Here is a 14,214-nt window from a genome sequence, read left to right on the forward strand (position 1 = left end):
CGCACAATGGATTTAGCAGGGCGGCTTGAAAAAGTTGCTTTGCACATCCACATCATTGAATAACTTTCCAAGGTTTTAACGCACTGTGAACGAAAACGCCCGTGAACATATCGAAAAGATTTTAGCCAACATGACCACCTTGCCCGGAGTGTACCGTATGCTGGGCAAAGACGGCGAGTTACTCTATGTCGGCAAAGCCAAAAATCTGAAAAATCGGGTGTCGAGTTATTTTGTCAAAACTATTGAGCATCCCAAAACACAGGCGTTGGTGGCACGGATTTATGACATTGAAACCTTGGTGGTGCGTTCCGAAACCGAAGCGCTATTGCTCGAGCAAAACCTGATTAAGCTGCATCGTCCGCCGTATAACATTATGCTGCGCGATGATAAATCCTATGTATATATCTTTATCTCGGCAGATAAACCTTATCCGCGGATTGCCAGCGGACGTGGCAAGGGTAAACATCAGGTCGGCAAGTTTTTTGGACCATATCCGAGTGCCTATAATGCCCGTGATACGCTGCTGGTATTACAGAAACTGTTTAATGTCAGACAGTGTGAAAATAGCTATTTTTCGCAGCGTAAGCGTCCCTGTTTACAGTATCAAATCAAACGCTGTTCTGCACCTTGTGTGGGTTTGATTAGCCCTGAGGATTATCAGGAAGATGTCAATAATTCCATTCGCTTTTTACAGGGCGATACCCGAGAGCTGAATCAGGAATTGATTCAGAAAATGGAAGCGGCGGCAGAAGCATTGGAATTTGAAAAGGCTGTGTTCTATCGGGATCGTATGGCATTACTGCGTGATGTGCAGGCACAGCAAGCGATTTATAAAATTAAGGGCGAAGCCGATATTTTGGCGATTGCCTATCAAGCTGGTGTGACCTGTGTTCAAATTATGCATGTGCGGAATGGCAAAATGCTGGGGGGTAAAGCCTATTTCCCTGACATGTTGGGCGATGATTTGGGCGAAATGCTGTCAGAATTTATGGCGAATTTCTATTTTCAGGTGGCGGATGAAGTGCCGAATGAATTGATTGTCAATGTGGCAATTCCGAATCGTAAGGAACTCGAACAAGCCTTGCAGCAGCATTTTGAACAGAAAATTCAGATTAAACACAATGTCCGCGAGACTCGTGCCGAGTGGCTGGAGTTGGCACAGATGAATGTGCAACATGCCATTAAAGGCAAACTTGCCAATCACTTGGAACTGAATGAGCGCTTTCATCAGTTGGAGCAAGTGGTGGGTCGCCCGATTGATCGGATTGAATGTTTCGACATTTCGCACACCATGGGCGAAGCTACTGTAGCATCTTGTGTGGTGTTCGATGCGGGTGGCGCGCGGAAACGGGATTACCGTCAGTTCTCCATTCAAGACATTACCGAAGGCGATGATTATGCGGCAATGCGACAAGCGCTAACACGACGTTATAAAAAGCATATGCTGCCCGATTTATTGCTGATTGATGGGGGTAAGGGACAATTGCACATGGCGATGCAGGTGATGCAGGACTTGGCGCTGGATGCCTTTATGGTTGGGGTCTCCAAGGGGGAGGGGCGTAAACCGGGCTTGGAAACCTTGCACTTTACCGATGGCACCAAAATTCAATTGCCCGAAGATCACAAGGCATTGCACCTGATTCAGCAAGTGCGTGATGAAGCGCACCGTTTTGCGATTACCAAACATCGTGCCAAACGCGATAAAAAGCGTGGCTCATCTATCTTGGAAGTGATTCCGGGATTAGGGCCGAAGCGTCGCCGTGATTTACTGACCCATTTTGGTGGAATTCAGGGGGTACTGAAAGCCTCAGAAAATGAGCTGACTTTGGTGCCGGGCTTGGGTGAAGTCATGGCACGCACCATTTATAAAATTCTGCATGAATAAGCAGGGTAAATAGCAAAAATGCTCATTGACGCAGCAGTCACATAGCATTCACAAACGCTCGAACTTGGTGAACAATATTTCCCAAAGGATAAAATAAGAGAACATACATGTCACTGCTAACGGTGTATCAGGCGCTTGAGCAAAGTGAATGGATTGACATCCCAGAGGGTTGGTTACAGGGGCGGACCATTTATGGTGGCGTGGTCGCAGGACTGATGATGCAAAAAGCCCTGCTCAGTATTGCCGATTCAAGCAAGCGCTTGCTGAGTACCAGTGTGACTTTTGTGGGGCCTGTGCAGCAGGGCGCGGCGCGAATTACTGCGGAAATCTTGCGTCAGGGCAAATCGGTCACCACTGTAGAAGTGCGTTTATGGCAGGATGATGCGGTACAAAGCATTTTAATTGCCAGCTTTGGTACAGCCCGATCTTCCGAAATTCATGTGCGTCAGGAGCGCGCAGCACCGAATTATTTGCCCCCCGAGCATTTATCAGGCATGCAAAAGCATGCAGATTTCCCGCAATGTTATCAGCAGTTTGATGTGCGCTGGGCAGAAGGTGCTGTGCCTTGTACTGCCAGTAGCCAAAGTGACTTTGGCGGCTGGTGTCGCTTTGAACCTGAAAAGCATCAGGATCGAGCTTTTGGGGTGGCCGATTTGATGACGCTTTTTGATATCTGGCCGCCAGGGGTGCTGCCTTTGTTTAAGAATTTGGCACCCGCCAGTTCTTTGACTTGGCATGTAACGTATGTAAATCCATTACAGCAAAATTTGCATGATTGGTTTAAATATAAAGTTTTTACCGACTATGCTGCCGAAGGCTATGCCACCGAATATGCGCATTTGTGGGATGCAGAAAATCGCTTAATTGCCATTTCTAGACAAACCGTTACGGTGTTTGCCTAGTGACACTGTACGCCAATTCGTATAAAGTGAGCCCTAAATACGATGAGTAAAATGTGTTAATCAAATACATCAACTCATCGCACTTAAAGGGGAAAAGTTGGCGGTGTCTATGACAGCAGGTCGAATCCTGAACATTCCAAATATCTTGACCTTGGCGCGTATCGCCTTGATTCCTGTATTTTTATTAATTGCTTATTGGCCACCTGCCATTGGGGTTGCGGGGCATGATGGCGGTTTGACGCGGCACATGATCCTGACTGCGATTTTTGTCTTGGCAGCCGTCACGGACTGGTTCGATGGCTATTTGGCCAGAACCTTAAACCAGACCTCGGCATTTGGTCGTTTCCTTGACCCTGTTGCCGACAAGCTGATGGTCGCAGCGGCATTGATTGTATTGGTACAATGGCAGCCGTCAATTTCCATGGCTTTTGCCGCGATTGTAATTATCTCGCGTGAAATTACCGTTTCTGCATTAAGAGAGTGGATGGCTGAACTCGGTGCCCGCACCAATGTGGCTGTATCGACTGTCGGTAAATACAAAACCGCGTTTCAGATGATTGCGATTTCAGTATTTTTATTGAATTGGCAACCGCTAGAAACCTTGGCGTATTTACTGTTGTATACCGCGGTGGTTTTGACCTTGTGGTCGATGTTTATTTATTTAAGGGCGGCGTGGCCGTACTTAAAACAGCCTTAATTGCGAATTCTAAAAAAACTCCAGTACTGGAGTTTTTTTATGCCTGAAATTTTTAAACTTAAAGCAGGAGGTACAGACATTAAAAAGCCCAAGACGGTGCTTGAGCTTTCTAACAACAACTTCTGAGGGAGAATAGGGCGTATTCATGTCATGGAAACATAAAGCCGCTGAAGAACTATAATCATATTATGAGAATTTGTTGCTGGATTCAATAAAATATCCCCCATCAGTTTGTTCAATTCTTGTATACGGCTTGCAGTGTTTTAGAGTGCGTTTTCACTAGACAAGGCAATGAACTTTTGTTCAATCAAGGCAGCATTGCTGTGTAAAACTTCGATCAGTTTATCTAAATTGACAAATTCAAATCGATTTCTGGAACCGAGCACAGTTAGTGCCAAAGGCGGTTCTTTGCTGGAAAATTTGATGGGTACAGACAGACCAGACACATTCGGGTCGACTTCACCATTGGAGAAGTAATAGCCCTGCTTTTTGATCTTTTTCATTTTGCTCAAGAATTCTTGTTCATCATGCGCAAAACCCACCTCATCAAGTTGCACTGCAAAACGCTGGTAATAATCCAGAATTCCTTGTTTCGGTAAATGCGAAATGATGGTTTTCGGTGAAGAGCCAGCATAGACAGGGCGAGGACAGCCACGACCATAAGACAATAACGTCACACCTTTGGTTACTTCATGATGTAAGTCAATACAGGAGTCATGATTGAGATGGGTCAACAGACAGCAAAATTCCGTCCGTTCCGCAATTTCCTTCATGAAAGGAATACTGATTTGAATCAATGGATTCGATTTGTGCGAAATATAATCTAAAACGGCAATTTTTGAGCCAAGGGTATAGTCCCCAGAAGTGCCACTCAGGCGTTGTAATAGTTCAGCAGAGACCAATTCTTTTAAATAGCGATAGCTGGTTGGTTTAGAAAGGCCAAGTTCTTCACTAATGATATCGACATTAATGATCGGGCGAGACACTGAAAACAGGTCTAAAACGGTGAGAATTTTACCAAAACTAGAAAGTGTCATAACAAGCCACAACGTCAAAAATAAAAAGACATTTAAAGTAATGTTATAACAAATTGTGGGTTGGCTTGCAGGGCTTTTGTAATAAAACGACGGGAGAGTCAAAATTCGGCATGTGGCGATAATTTGTCTTTCTAATGTATAAAATTATAAAAATAATTAAATCAAATTATCATAATGAGATATTTTATTTGACTTTGGTGTGGATTATTCGCAAAATAGCCGCATTGAATTTCTCACTGTAAATTTTGCAGCTCAAAATTTACGCATGAATTGCAGCCATGACGTTTCTCCCACGTTACGGTCTGCACCCTCATTTAAATCATTATTTTTGTCACCGTGATTGCGCGGAATGGACAGATCTTGCATATTGATATTGTCGACATTGGTGTGACTTTGAAACAGCTCAGCAGTCTGATTTCGTCTAAAGGATGGGACGATGTTATTAATTAAACCGATATTGGCTTTTCGCCCTAGTCGCATGGATTTGGTTTTTGCAGTTAAAACCTTTATTGCGATGTTATTGGCGCTGTTTATTGCATTTTCCCTTGATCTGACCTATCCGATGTGGGCGGCAGGCACAGTGATTATTGTGGCACATCCTTATGCCGGGATGGTGTCCTCGAAGGCAGTTTATCGCCTGCTTGGCACATTCATTGGCGGGATTGTTGCCATTGTACTGACGCCTCAATTTATCGATCTTCCCATCTTTTTCACCTTGGTTTTGGCAGGCTGGGTCGGCGTGTGCCTGTATATCTCCTTGTTAGACCGTACTCCGCGCAGTTATGTGTTCATGTTGGCAGGCTATACCACGGTGATGGTGGTCTGTAGCTCGATCAACAGTATTAGTACCCATAGCGTGTTTGATATGGCGCTGGGGCGTATCTTGGAAATATCGGTGGCGGTACTGTGTAGCGCCGTGGTTTCCAGTACGCTGTTTCCTGTGCATTTAGGCAGTTTGCTACAAAAGCGTGTGCAAAAAACGCTGGATGATACACGTCAGGTGTTTCGCCGTATTTTGACCGATCCTGAGCACAGTAGCAGTTATACCCAACTGTTGGCGGGCATTACCCGCGACACTTCAGATATTCATGCCTTAGCCGTTCATTTAAATTATGAGCGTAGCGCTTTACAGGGCATGACCAAGTCACTACAAGAACTCTTGCATCAGGTCAGTATGACCGTTGCCAACTTGGTTGCGATGTCGGAACGTATTGCCCAGCTGGATCAAATCGATACCCGTTATCGACAGGTGTTACCGCTCTTGCATGAGCATGTACTGCAATTTTTACAATCGCAGCAGCACGTACAGGCCGAGCAGTTGAAGCAGTTGCCAGATAGTTTTGAACAAGATTTCGCTGCTTTGTCGGATCTGGCAACGGCTGAACAACAGACTGCATTAAATGCGCTCAAAATGGATATTCGCCACTTTATGGAAAATGTGGTGACCATCAAGTGCCTGTGGGATCTGATTCAACGTGGCGACAAACGCATTCCAGAGCAAATCGTGACCTTGACCACCTCCTATCCGAGTTTACATCGCGATCATGGGGTAGCAGTGCGTAGTGCGGTCGCAGCAAGCATCGCCACGATCATCTCATTCTTGCTGTGGATTTATAGTGGTTGGCATGCGGGTTATATGATGGCGCAGTTGACGGCAGTCAGCGTGTGTATCTTGTCTGGTCTGGACAATCCTGTCCCTGCATTACGCCTGTTTGTGCGCGGTTCAGTCTATGCGGCATTTATTACCATGTTCTATGCCTTTGTGATTATGCCCGAGGTGCATGAGTTCTGGCAGTTGGCCTTTGTACTGGCGCCGCTGTCATTGTATTTATTGAGCATGTTCCCGAATCCGCCGTTGATGGGTTTGGCTTTACCGATGTTGATCAACTTCATTATGAGTTTGAATCTGCAAAACCGTTATAGCACGGATGCGGTGTTGCTGATGGATACGGCAATGGCAGGTGTGGTTGGTCCGATCATCTCCATTTTGGCAATTTATTTTATTCGAGCCATGTCGCCAGAAACCAGTGCCAATCGTATTTTGGCATTACATTATAAAGCGATGCGTGAAGCCTTATTTATTCCATATGGAGTACAGTTTCGGATTCATTTACGCAGCATGTTAGATCGCATTGGTGTACTGAATACCAAGCTGGTGCAATCAGAACATATCAAACGGGCGATGAATTTGGCCTTAATTGAGACCAGTGCCGTGATCAACCTGAGTCGTCTGGCGGAATTTGTGCAGAATCCGAAGCTTAATAGGACTTTGCAACAGGCGTTGCTGACGTTACAACAGAGCTTGGAACAGGCCTTTTTAGCACAAGAAAAACAACAGATTTTACCCGAAGCACTGAAGCAACAAGTGTTTATCGACTTAAAGCTTGTAGAACAAAGCTTAAAGGATGAGTCGAATGCTGAAATTTGTACGCGGGTCAGCATGAATATTAATAATATTCGCAGCAGTATTTTTCATGAACATCCCCCTGTAAAGGCAGGGCATGCAGCAGAAAAAGGAGCCTGAGATGGGAGAATTGAATGTCTATGGAATTTATATTCCTGTTTTTCTCATGCAGGCCATTTGTGCTTATGTTGTTTTTAAATTGGTTTCCATCTTGAGCGATAGGTGGATTGATCAAGGGTGGATTGCTTTACCAGGGGTCTTCAATCTTTGCCTCTATCTCGTTTTATTGATGGGCGTGCATGAAGTGTTTTTGGTGTTTTGGGGTATTTAGGCCGTACAGATGATTGGATTAGTGAAGAGGAAACAGACATGAATACCTTGGATACGCGTAAGGTCATACGACCGATCGTGACAGCCGTAATGTTGCTGGCAGCGATCTACGTGGTGGTGCATTTATGGAATTATTATAATTCAGCACCTTGGACACGTGATGGCCGAGTCCGAGGAGATGTCATGCAAGTGTCTTCGGATGTTTCTGGTTTGGTGACTCAGGTTTTAGTAGAAGATAACCAAACGGTGAAAAAAGGGCAGGTGCTGTTTAAAATTGATGTGGCACGTCAGTCACTGGATGTCGAACAGGCAAAATCCGATTTAGCCAAAGCCCATGCGGGATTAGCTGAAGCTGAGGCCGCCTTGGCACAAGCCAAAGCCAATCTGGTGAAGTCTAAAGCCAATGCCAATCTGGCAGATAAAAATGCCAGCCGCTACGCTAATTTAATGGATGGCGCGATTTCAAAACAAGAGCAGGATCAGATCTTTGCAGCACGAGATCAATCACATGCCGAACATGAGCAGATGTTGGCGGCCATAGAACAGGCACAAGCCAATATTGTGCAACAAAAAGCACTGATTGAAGTGGCTAACAGTAATTTGCATTTGGCGCAGCTCAATCTCACCCGTTCTGAAGTGGTTGCACCTGCGGATGGCAGCTTATCCAATTTTGGTTTGCAAGTCGGTAATTACGTGAAAACTGGTGATGCTGTGGCTGCCTTGGTCAATCGTCAGCAACTGTATGTGGTGGGCTATTTTGAAGAAACCAAATTGAACCATATTCAAATTGGTGACCCTGCAACGGTGCAGTTAATGGGCGATGATCAGAAAATTAAAGGTCATGTGCAGGGCATTGCTTCGGGCATTGAAGACCGCGAGCGTTCCAGCAGTTCTACCTTGTTGGCCAATGTGAATCCAACCTTTACGTGGGTGCGTTTGGCCCAGCGCGTACCTGTGAAAATTGTGCTGGATGAAATGCCGAAAAACCAGTTGGCATTTGTAGCAGGTCGAACAGCGACCATTCATATTCAAACCAAGCAATAACAACATGGAAAAGGAGTTTTCTCCTTTTCCTGGTCAGGTTTTAAGGCTGTACACCTTCGGGATGGCGATACCAGCTCTCAATCAAGAGTGCGGCAGCCAGACTGTCGGCAGCCAGCTTTTTGCCCCGACCTTGGGCTTGATAATGATCCAGCTCATCGCGTGCTTCGCGGGTGGTGAGACGTTCATCGACCATTAAGGTTTCAATATTGGTTTGATGACGCAAGCGACGGGCAAACTTGCGGGCACGGGTGGAAAGTTCCGATTCGCTGTCATCCATGTTTAACGGCAAGCCAACCAAAAATAAATTCGGTTGATGTTGTTTGACCACTTTCAGCAAATTGTCCCAGTGTGGAATGCCATCTTTCATTGGAAACAAAGGCAGGGGATTGGCACTAGAAATAATCGACTGTCCAACCGCCATGCCCATTTTCTGTGTGCCAAAGTCAAATGCCATGATTAATTGGGGTTGAGCTAATTCAGGCATGACCAATCTCTGAAGATAACCAGGTACGATCAACGCCCATTTTCTTATAGGCAGCATCCCAACGTTCGCCGTATGGAAGATTGAAGATCAGATCCATATCCGAATCGCAAATCAGCCAGTCACCGCGGGTGATTTCATCTTCCAGTTGGTGCTTTGCCCAGCTGGCATAGCCCAGTGCAATTTGGTAGCGTCCGACCCCTTCATTATGCGCAATGGCATCTAGAATATCTTTGGATGTGGTAATGCAGACATTTTCACCAACCGCAATCGATGAATGCCACGTCGGTTGCCCTGTATGCAACACAAAGCCTGCTTCAGGGCGCAATGGACCGCCCTGTAGAACATCATGGGGATGCACATTATCGGCATCAATTTCTAGATCATTAAGTAATTCTTTTACGGAAATGCCAGAAGGTCGATTGATAATAATGCCTTGCGCACCTTCATCATCATGACGAGCCAAATAAATGACGGTATGAGCAAAAAACTCATCTTTCATTTCTGGCGGGGCAATCAGGCAACGATGCGTGAGATATTGTTTGGTCACCTAAGCATTTCTCCTTAAACATTCATGGATGTGATGATCACGGTCTGTATGCTTTCAACTTACAAGACTTTGTCGTATTCACCAATCTTTTTTATCGCTTTGATATTAAATTTATGCCGTTTGAAACTTTAATTGGCGCAGCTGTTTGGCATGCTGCAGCGTGGTTTCACTAATTTCCACGCCACCGGTCATGCGTGCCAGTTCTAGAATACGCTGTTGTTCTTCTAGGGAAATAATGGTGCTGCTGGCAGGATCGGTTTGCTGTTTTTTCACCAGTAAATGCTGATCTGATTGTGCTGCCACTTGTGCCTGATGGGTAATACAGAGAATTTGCACGTGTTGAGCCAAATCTGCCAGTAAACGTCCGACAATTTCCGCAGTACCTCCACTGATCCCTACATCAATTTCATCAAAGACCAAAACTTCGGCTTCGGTTTTCTCTGCATTCATGACCTGCATCACCAGAGCAATACGGGACAATTCACCGCCCGAAGCGACGCGCGCCAAAGGTTGAGCAGGGATGCCTTTATTGGCTGTAAATAACAGTTGAATAAAGCTGAGACCATCGGCAGAGGCTTGTTCCAGCGGTTCAAACTTAAATTCGAAATGCGCTTCAGGCAGCGCCAATTGTTTGACTTGTTCGGTTAATTGTTTGGCTAATGGGGTCGCTGCTTCACGTCGAATGTCATCTAAATGCTGGGCTTTGGCTAAAAAGTCCTGATGTGCCAGTTCAACTTGTTCTGCTAAAGTTTCAGGGTCTTCCAGTGCATGTAATTGTTCTAATTCAGTTTGCCAGCCTTGGTATTCAGCTTTTAAGGCTTCAGGCTGAGTACGGTATTTGCGTGCAAAACGGTGGAAGGCTTCAAGTTGGGTATTTAATTCTTCCATTCGTTCAGGGTCATAGCTTTGACGGTCAATAAACTGACGTAAATTTGCGGTTGCATCATCCAGTTCACTTTGCGCATTTAAAATAGATGTATGAATTTCAGCCAACTGTTCACTGCGTCCCGCATGGGATTCTAGACGACGGATCAGTCCAGACAATTCCTGATTAATATTTTGTTCGGCTTCATCCAGTGCATTTAAGGCATAACTACAGTCCTGCATGATGTGTTCATGGTGACTAAGTCGATCAAACTCTTGTTCAATTTCCTTATATTCCAGTTGCACCACGTCTTCTAATTCTTCGAGCTGCAATTCAAGCGTTTCAATCCGTTGCTTGCGGGTCGCTTGCGCATCCAGTGCCGCCTGATGCAGACGAATGGTTTGCTGCCAGTTCGCATAAGCATCTTTGACCTGTTGCACAGGTTGGGTAAAGTTGCTGTAACGGTCTAACCAGTGTTTAGGATAAGGTGGCTCTAAAAGTTGTTGCTGACTATGCTGACTGTAGAGTTGTACCAGTAGTCGTCCCAACTCTTTCAGTTCGGACAAGCTACTTGGGCGTCCATTAATCCAGGCTTTGCTACGCCCTGTGGCAAACACCACGCGTCTTAAATGAATTTCGCCCGAATCATCATCTAACTCATGTTGCGCTAACCAGTTCGCTTCGGGACTCTGCGGCTCATAGCTAAAGACGGCTGTAATATCCGCCTTATCGGCGCCATAACGCACATAATTGGTATCGGTACGTTCGCCCAAGCAAGCCGAAAGTGCATCTAGGAGTAAGGATTTTCCTGCACCTGTTTCACCAGTGAGAACATTAAAACCTTGATCAATATCAATGGCTAAGTGATCAGCTAAGGCAAAATTGATGAGAGTTAAATGTGTCAGCATAAACGCGTCCAAGCTGCGAAAAGTTTGGTTTCTGTAAGATAGTCAAGTTTTTTAATTATCACAAGATACAAGCTGGGCTGTCACTGTGTTGGATTCTATATTAGCGTAAATTTTTCAATTGCATAGTAAAGATTTAAGACTAAAGCAATTTGAGTCTGAGACCTCAATCAGATACACTTTTTCTGTTAAAACATGGGGGCTGTAAAAGTGTGACTCTAGGTTTTCTAGGAAAAATGCTATTTACAGAGAAACATCGATTGATTAGTTGTAATTGCCTATTTAAACTACATCAATCATTAAGATATTTATGCGCATCATCTGGAGAATACGCATGTCAGCTCAGTTTGATCATGTATCAGTTATCAAAAAATCGAACGTTTACTTTGGCGGTTTGTGTATCAGCCATACGGTTCAATTTGAAGATGGAACCAAAAAAACCCTAGGCGTAATTCTTCCAACTGAACAAGCCTTAACGTTTGAAACGCATGTGCCTGAGCGTATGGAAATTATTTCTGGTGAATGTCGTGTCAAAATCGCGGATAGCGAAGAAAGCGAATTGTTCCGTGCAGGACAATCTTTTTATGTCCCAGGCAATAGCCGTTTTAAAATTGAAACAGATGAAGTTTTGGACTACGTTTGCCATTTAGAAGGCTAAGTCTAGGACGGATAAGCAAAGCTATTTTAACTAAAATCAGTTAAACTATGGCTTATGTCAAAATCCTGTAAAGGCAACTTTGCAGGATTTTCTTTTTTTTTCATTTCTCCCTGTCATTCTGCTTGCTCGAGGTTGTTCATGGCAAAACCTGAATATTATTATGGCGTTCATTCGGTAGAGTCTCTGTTAGAATTGGAGCCTGAACGTGTTCTGACTTTGTTCACCTTAAAGGGGCGTGACGATCAACGTTTAAAACGTGTACTTGAGTTGGCCGAACCTTTTGGGATTAGCGTACAACAAACTGGTCGCGATCGATTGGAAAAAATGGCGGGTTTACCATTCCATCAGGGGGTCGTGGCTGCAGTCCGTCCTAATCCAGTTTTAAATGAAAAAGATTTAGAAGAATTATTAAAGCAATCGCCGAATTGTTTATTGCTAGGTTTAGACCAAGTCACAGATCCGCATAATCTAGGCGCATGTATTCGTACCGCAGCAGCCATGGGTGTTGAAGCCGTGATTGTGCCGCGTGATCGTTCAGCAAGCTTAACCCCGACCGCACGTAAAGTAGCAGCAGGCGGTGCCGAGAAGGTCAAATTTATTCAGGTCACCAATTTGGCACGCACTTTGGGGCAGATTAAAGAGCAATTTAATGTCCGTGTGGTCGGAACCATGCTGGATGAAAAGGCATTACCGCTACAAAAATTTGATTTTACAGGTACGGCTGTGTGTGTGGTAATGGGCGCTGAAGATACGGGTTTACGTCCTGTGACCCAGTCACAATGTGATCAGACGGTTTATATTCCAATGGCGGGTAACCTGCAAAGCTTGAATGTCAGTGTTGCAACAGGCATGGCACTGTATGAAGCTTGTCGCCAACGCCAAAGTGTTTGATTCACCGTTATTCTCTAAAATATTGTTTAAATCATGATTTCACACCGCTCCCAAGGTTATTTATTTGTTGCTATAACAATGTGCATTTGGGGTGGTTTCACTTTAACCTCCCGTTTAAGTGCGCAATGGCATATCAGTGCATGGGATATTACCGCATTACGTTTTGCACTGGCATTTTGCATTCTAATGCCGATTTTAATTTATAAGAAAGACACGGCATTCTTGTGGCATAAGCAACCTGTGATTTTAGCGCTTATTGGTGGTGTGGCGTATTGCCTGACCTCCTATAGCGCTTTTCATTACGTGCCAGCGGCACATGCCGCAATTTTTCTAAATGGTTGCTTACCTTTATGTACAGCGATTGCTGCTTATCTTCTGTTTCAGCAACCTTTTGATCGGCATACATGGTTAAGTCTGTCAATTATGTTGACCGCAATTGGCTCAATGGCCTATCTGATGTATCAGGAAACAGGGGTTGCCTTTGGTTTCGGAGATTTGCTGTTTTTACTCAGTGCCATGTGGTGGGGGATTTTTACGGTACTATTACGGCAGTGGAAACTCTCCGCTTGGCATTCTATGGCGAGTGTGGCGATTTGGTCTGCAATCATCTATTTGCCGATTTATGTATTATTCTTACCGAAACATCTTGATCAGCCAGAGCCAATGCATTTGGTGCTGCAAACACTCTTCCATGGCATCTTTGTGGTGATTGTTGCAACCCTGACTTATGTGGAAGCCATTAAACGTTTAGGGGCCTTTAAGGCTGGCAGTATTGTCACTTTAGCGCCCTTTATTGCTGCGATTCTGGCAGTTCCATTACTCAATGAGCCTCTCAGCATCGCAATTATGTGTGGTTTATTCGGTATGGCTATTGGTGCTTTACAGCCATGGCGCTGGTTACGGAAAGATTCATTACAGGAACGACTCGATCAACAAAAGAAGTCGTCCTAAATTGACTTCTTTTGTTGTGCCAAGCTGAGATATTGTTGATGTAATGGTTCCAGGTGGGCATAAAGATGCTTGAGATGACCGTCATTCAGCACAATATCGTGCGCCAGTTGCTGTTTTTGCGTTCTCGGCATTTGTGCTTGAATGATCTGTTGAATTTGTTTAATGCTTTGCCGATCACGTTGACTGGCACGTTCAATCTGTAGATCTTCTGAGGCATCAATCAGCAACACGCGATCAGTGAGTTCATGTTGATTGGTTTCCAGTAACAGGGGAGAGACCAAAATCACATAAGGGCTAGTGGCAGCTTGTAGCTGCTGAATAATAGACTGGCGAATGGCAGGGTGGGTGATGCCTTCTAAAACTTTTCGTGCATCAGCATGCTGAAAGATATGTTCGCGTAAGGCTTTACGATTCAGTGCTCCTGTTTTATCGAGCACCCAGTCTCCAAAAGCAGTTTGAATCGCATGCAGGGCGGGTTGATCAGGTTCAACCACTTCTCGTGCCACCACATCGGCATCGATCACTTGAATGCCTTGGCTTTCAAACCAGTGGCTGGCAGCGGATTTCCCGCTGCCAATTCCGCCTGTTAGGCCTAGAATGAATGGAGTTAGCAT

14 protein-coding genes are annotated in these 14,214 nt (G+C 44.9%); 9 read left to right on the forward strand and 5 right to left on the reverse strand.

All coding sequences use genetic code 11. From position 1 onward, the window contains the following. Positions 1 to 85: 85 nt before the first annotated feature. The 3 genes from uvrC to pgsA all read left to right on the forward strand — a co-directional run bounded on the left by uvrC (position 86) and on the right by pgsA (position 3,484). Entirely contained in the window at positions 86 to 1,885 is a 1,800-nt protein-coding gene (gene uvrC, locus GWK51_RS06860) for an excinuclease ABC subunit UvrC (RefSeq protein WP_161933147.1), read from the forward strand. 107 nt (positions 1,886 to 1,992) lie between these two features. Beyond that, on the forward strand, positions 1,993 to 2,787 hold the full coding sequence (locus tag GWK51_RS06865; RefSeq protein ID WP_161933148.1) for a thioesterase family protein: 795 nt from the start codon (positions 1,993 to 1,995) through the stop codon (positions 2,785 to 2,787). 109 nt (positions 2,788 to 2,896) lie between these two features. Beyond that, complete coding sequence (gene pgsA, locus GWK51_RS06870; protein ID WP_100242754.1) at positions 2,897 to 3,484, forward strand: CDP-diacylglycerol--glycerol-3-phosphate 3-phosphatidyltransferase; 588 nt, start codon at positions 2,897 to 2,899, stop codon at positions 3,482 to 3,484. 263 nt (positions 3,485 to 3,747) lie between these two features. Here the strand turns inward: pgsA and GWK51_RS06875 are convergent, their stop codons facing one another. Continuing rightward, complete coding sequence (locus GWK51_RS06875) at positions 3,748 to 4,521, reverse strand: IclR family transcriptional regulator (RefSeq protein ID WP_161933149.1); 774 nt, start codon at positions 4,519 to 4,521, stop codon at positions 3,748 to 3,750. 436 nt (positions 4,522 to 4,957) lie between these two features. Here GWK51_RS06875 and GWK51_RS06880 point away from each other — a divergent pair, with 436 nt between their 5' ends. The 3 genes from GWK51_RS06880 to GWK51_RS06890 are packed head-to-tail and all read left to right on the forward strand — an operon-like array spanning position 4,958 to position 8,299. Continuing rightward, a complete protein-coding gene (locus tag GWK51_RS06880; RefSeq protein WP_161933150.1) occupies positions 4,958 to 7,045 on the forward strand; it encodes an FUSC family protein in 2,088 nt (695 codons plus the stop codon). Position 7,046: 1 nt separating this feature from the next. Further along, complete coding sequence (locus tag GWK51_RS06885; RefSeq protein ID WP_161933335.1) at positions 7,047 to 7,256, forward strand: DUF1656 domain-containing protein; 210 nt, start codon at positions 7,047 to 7,049, stop codon at positions 7,254 to 7,256. A 38-nt stretch (positions 7,257 to 7,294) separates the two neighbouring features. After that, positions 7,295 to 8,299, forward strand: a complete 1,005-nt coding sequence (locus tag GWK51_RS06890) for an HlyD family secretion protein (RefSeq protein WP_161933151.1) — start codon at positions 7,295 to 7,297, stop codon at positions 8,297 to 8,299. 40 nt (positions 8,300 to 8,339) lie between these two features. Here the strand turns inward: GWK51_RS06890 and ruvX are convergent, their stop codons facing one another. From ruvX to recN, 3 genes are all read right to left on the reverse strand, one after another. Beyond that, complete coding sequence (gene ruvX / locus GWK51_RS06895; RefSeq protein ID WP_142769665.1) at positions 8,340 to 8,783, reverse strand: Holliday junction resolvase RuvX; 444 nt, start codon at positions 8,781 to 8,783, stop codon at positions 8,340 to 8,342. Then, positions 8,776 to 9,330: a YqgE/AlgH family protein gene (locus tag GWK51_RS06900; RefSeq protein WP_100242748.1), complete on the reverse strand. Its 555-nt coding sequence runs from the start codon at positions 9,328 to 9,330 to the stop codon at positions 8,776 to 8,778. Before GWK51_RS06900 ends, ruvX begins: the two co-directional genes overlap by 8 nt. Positions 9,331 to 9,441: 111 nt before the next feature. Beyond that, on the reverse strand, positions 9,442 to 11,103 hold the full coding sequence (recN, locus tag GWK51_RS06905) for a DNA repair protein RecN (RefSeq protein ID WP_161933152.1): 1,662 nt from the start codon (positions 11,101 to 11,103) through the stop codon (positions 9,442 to 9,444). A gap of 331 nt (positions 11,104 to 11,434) precedes the next feature. Between recN and ppnP the strand changes: the two genes are divergently transcribed. The 3 genes from ppnP to GWK51_RS06920 all read left to right on the forward strand — a co-directional run bounded on the left by ppnP (position 11,435) and on the right by GWK51_RS06920 (position 13,600). Then, positions 11,435 to 11,758 carry a pyrimidine/purine nucleoside phosphorylase gene (gene ppnP, locus GWK51_RS06910; RefSeq protein ID WP_016168405.1) on the forward strand — a complete coding sequence of 108 codons (324 nt, stop codon included), beginning with the start codon at positions 11,435 to 11,437 and terminating at the stop codon, positions 11,756 to 11,758. A gap of 138 nt (positions 11,759 to 11,896) precedes the next feature. After that, positions 11,897 to 12,649: a 23S rRNA (guanosine(2251)-2'-O)-methyltransferase RlmB gene (rlmB, locus tag GWK51_RS06915; RefSeq protein WP_161933153.1), complete on the forward strand. Its 753-nt coding sequence runs from the start codon at positions 11,897 to 11,899 to the stop codon at positions 12,647 to 12,649. Positions 12,650 to 12,682: 33 nt separating this feature from the next. Next, a complete protein-coding gene (locus GWK51_RS06920; protein ID WP_161933154.1) occupies positions 12,683 to 13,600 on the forward strand; it encodes a DMT family transporter in 918 nt (305 codons plus the stop codon). On the opposite strand, the gene coaE is transcribed toward GWK51_RS06920, so the two are convergent. Beyond that, positions 13,597 to 14,214: a dephospho-CoA kinase gene (gene coaE / locus GWK51_RS06925; RefSeq protein ID WP_161933155.1), complete on the reverse strand. Its 618-nt coding sequence runs from the start codon at positions 14,212 to 14,214 to the stop codon at positions 13,597 to 13,599. The two genes, GWK51_RS06920 and coaE, sit on opposite strands and share 4 nt — an antisense overlap.

Origin of the sequence: Acinetobacter kanungonis (assembly GCF_009939195.1) — a bacterium.
Classification (GTDB): Bacteria; Pseudomonadota; Gammaproteobacteria; order Pseudomonadales; family Moraxellaceae; genus Acinetobacter; species Acinetobacter kanungonis.

What these genes read in the sequence shown, in the direction of transcription:
- GWK51_RS06920 (WP_161933154.1), top strand. Translation starts at nt 12,683, where the DNA reads ATGATTTCACACCGCTCCCAAGGTTATTTATTTGTTGCTATAACAATG.
- GWK51_RS06890 (WP_161933151.1), top strand. Translation starts at nt 7,295, where the DNA reads ATGAATACCTTGGATACGCGTAAGGTCATACGACCGATCGTGACAGCC.
- GWK51_RS06885 (WP_161933335.1), top strand. Translation starts at nt 7,047, where the DNA reads ATGGGAGAATTGAATGTCTATGGAATTTATATTCCTGTTTTTCTCATG.
- ppnP (WP_016168405.1), top strand. Translation starts at nt 11,435, where the DNA reads ATGTCAGCTCAGTTTGATCATGTATCAGTTATCAAAAAATCGAACGTT.
- GWK51_RS06875 (WP_161933149.1), bottom strand. Translation starts at nt 4,521, where the DNA reads ATGACACTTTCTAGTTTTGGTAAAATTCTCACCGTTTTAGACCTGTTT.
- pgsA (WP_100242754.1), top strand. Translation starts at nt 2,897, where the DNA reads ATGACAGCAGGTCGAATCCTGAACATTCCAAATATCTTGACCTTGGCG.
- GWK51_RS06865 (WP_161933148.1), top strand. Translation starts at nt 1,993, where the DNA reads ATGTCACTGCTAACGGTGTATCAGGCGCTTGAGCAAAGTGAATGGATT.
- coaE (WP_161933155.1), bottom strand. Translation starts at nt 14,214, where the DNA reads ATGCTAACTCCATTCATTCTAGGCCTAACAGGCGGAATTGGCAGCGGG.
- rlmB (WP_161933153.1), top strand. Translation starts at nt 11,897, where the DNA reads ATGGCAAAACCTGAATATTATTATGGCGTTCATTCGGTAGAGTCTCTG.
- recN (WP_161933152.1), bottom strand. Translation starts at nt 11,103, where the DNA reads ATGCTGACACATTTAACTCTCATCAATTTTGCCTTAGCTGATCACTTA.
- GWK51_RS06880 (WP_161933150.1), top strand. Translation starts at nt 4,958, where the DNA reads ATGTTATTAATTAAACCGATATTGGCTTTTCGCCCTAGTCGCATGGAT.
- ruvX (WP_142769665.1), bottom strand. Translation starts at nt 8,783, where the DNA reads ATGCCTGAATTAGCTCAACCCCAATTAATCATGGCATTTGACTTTGGC.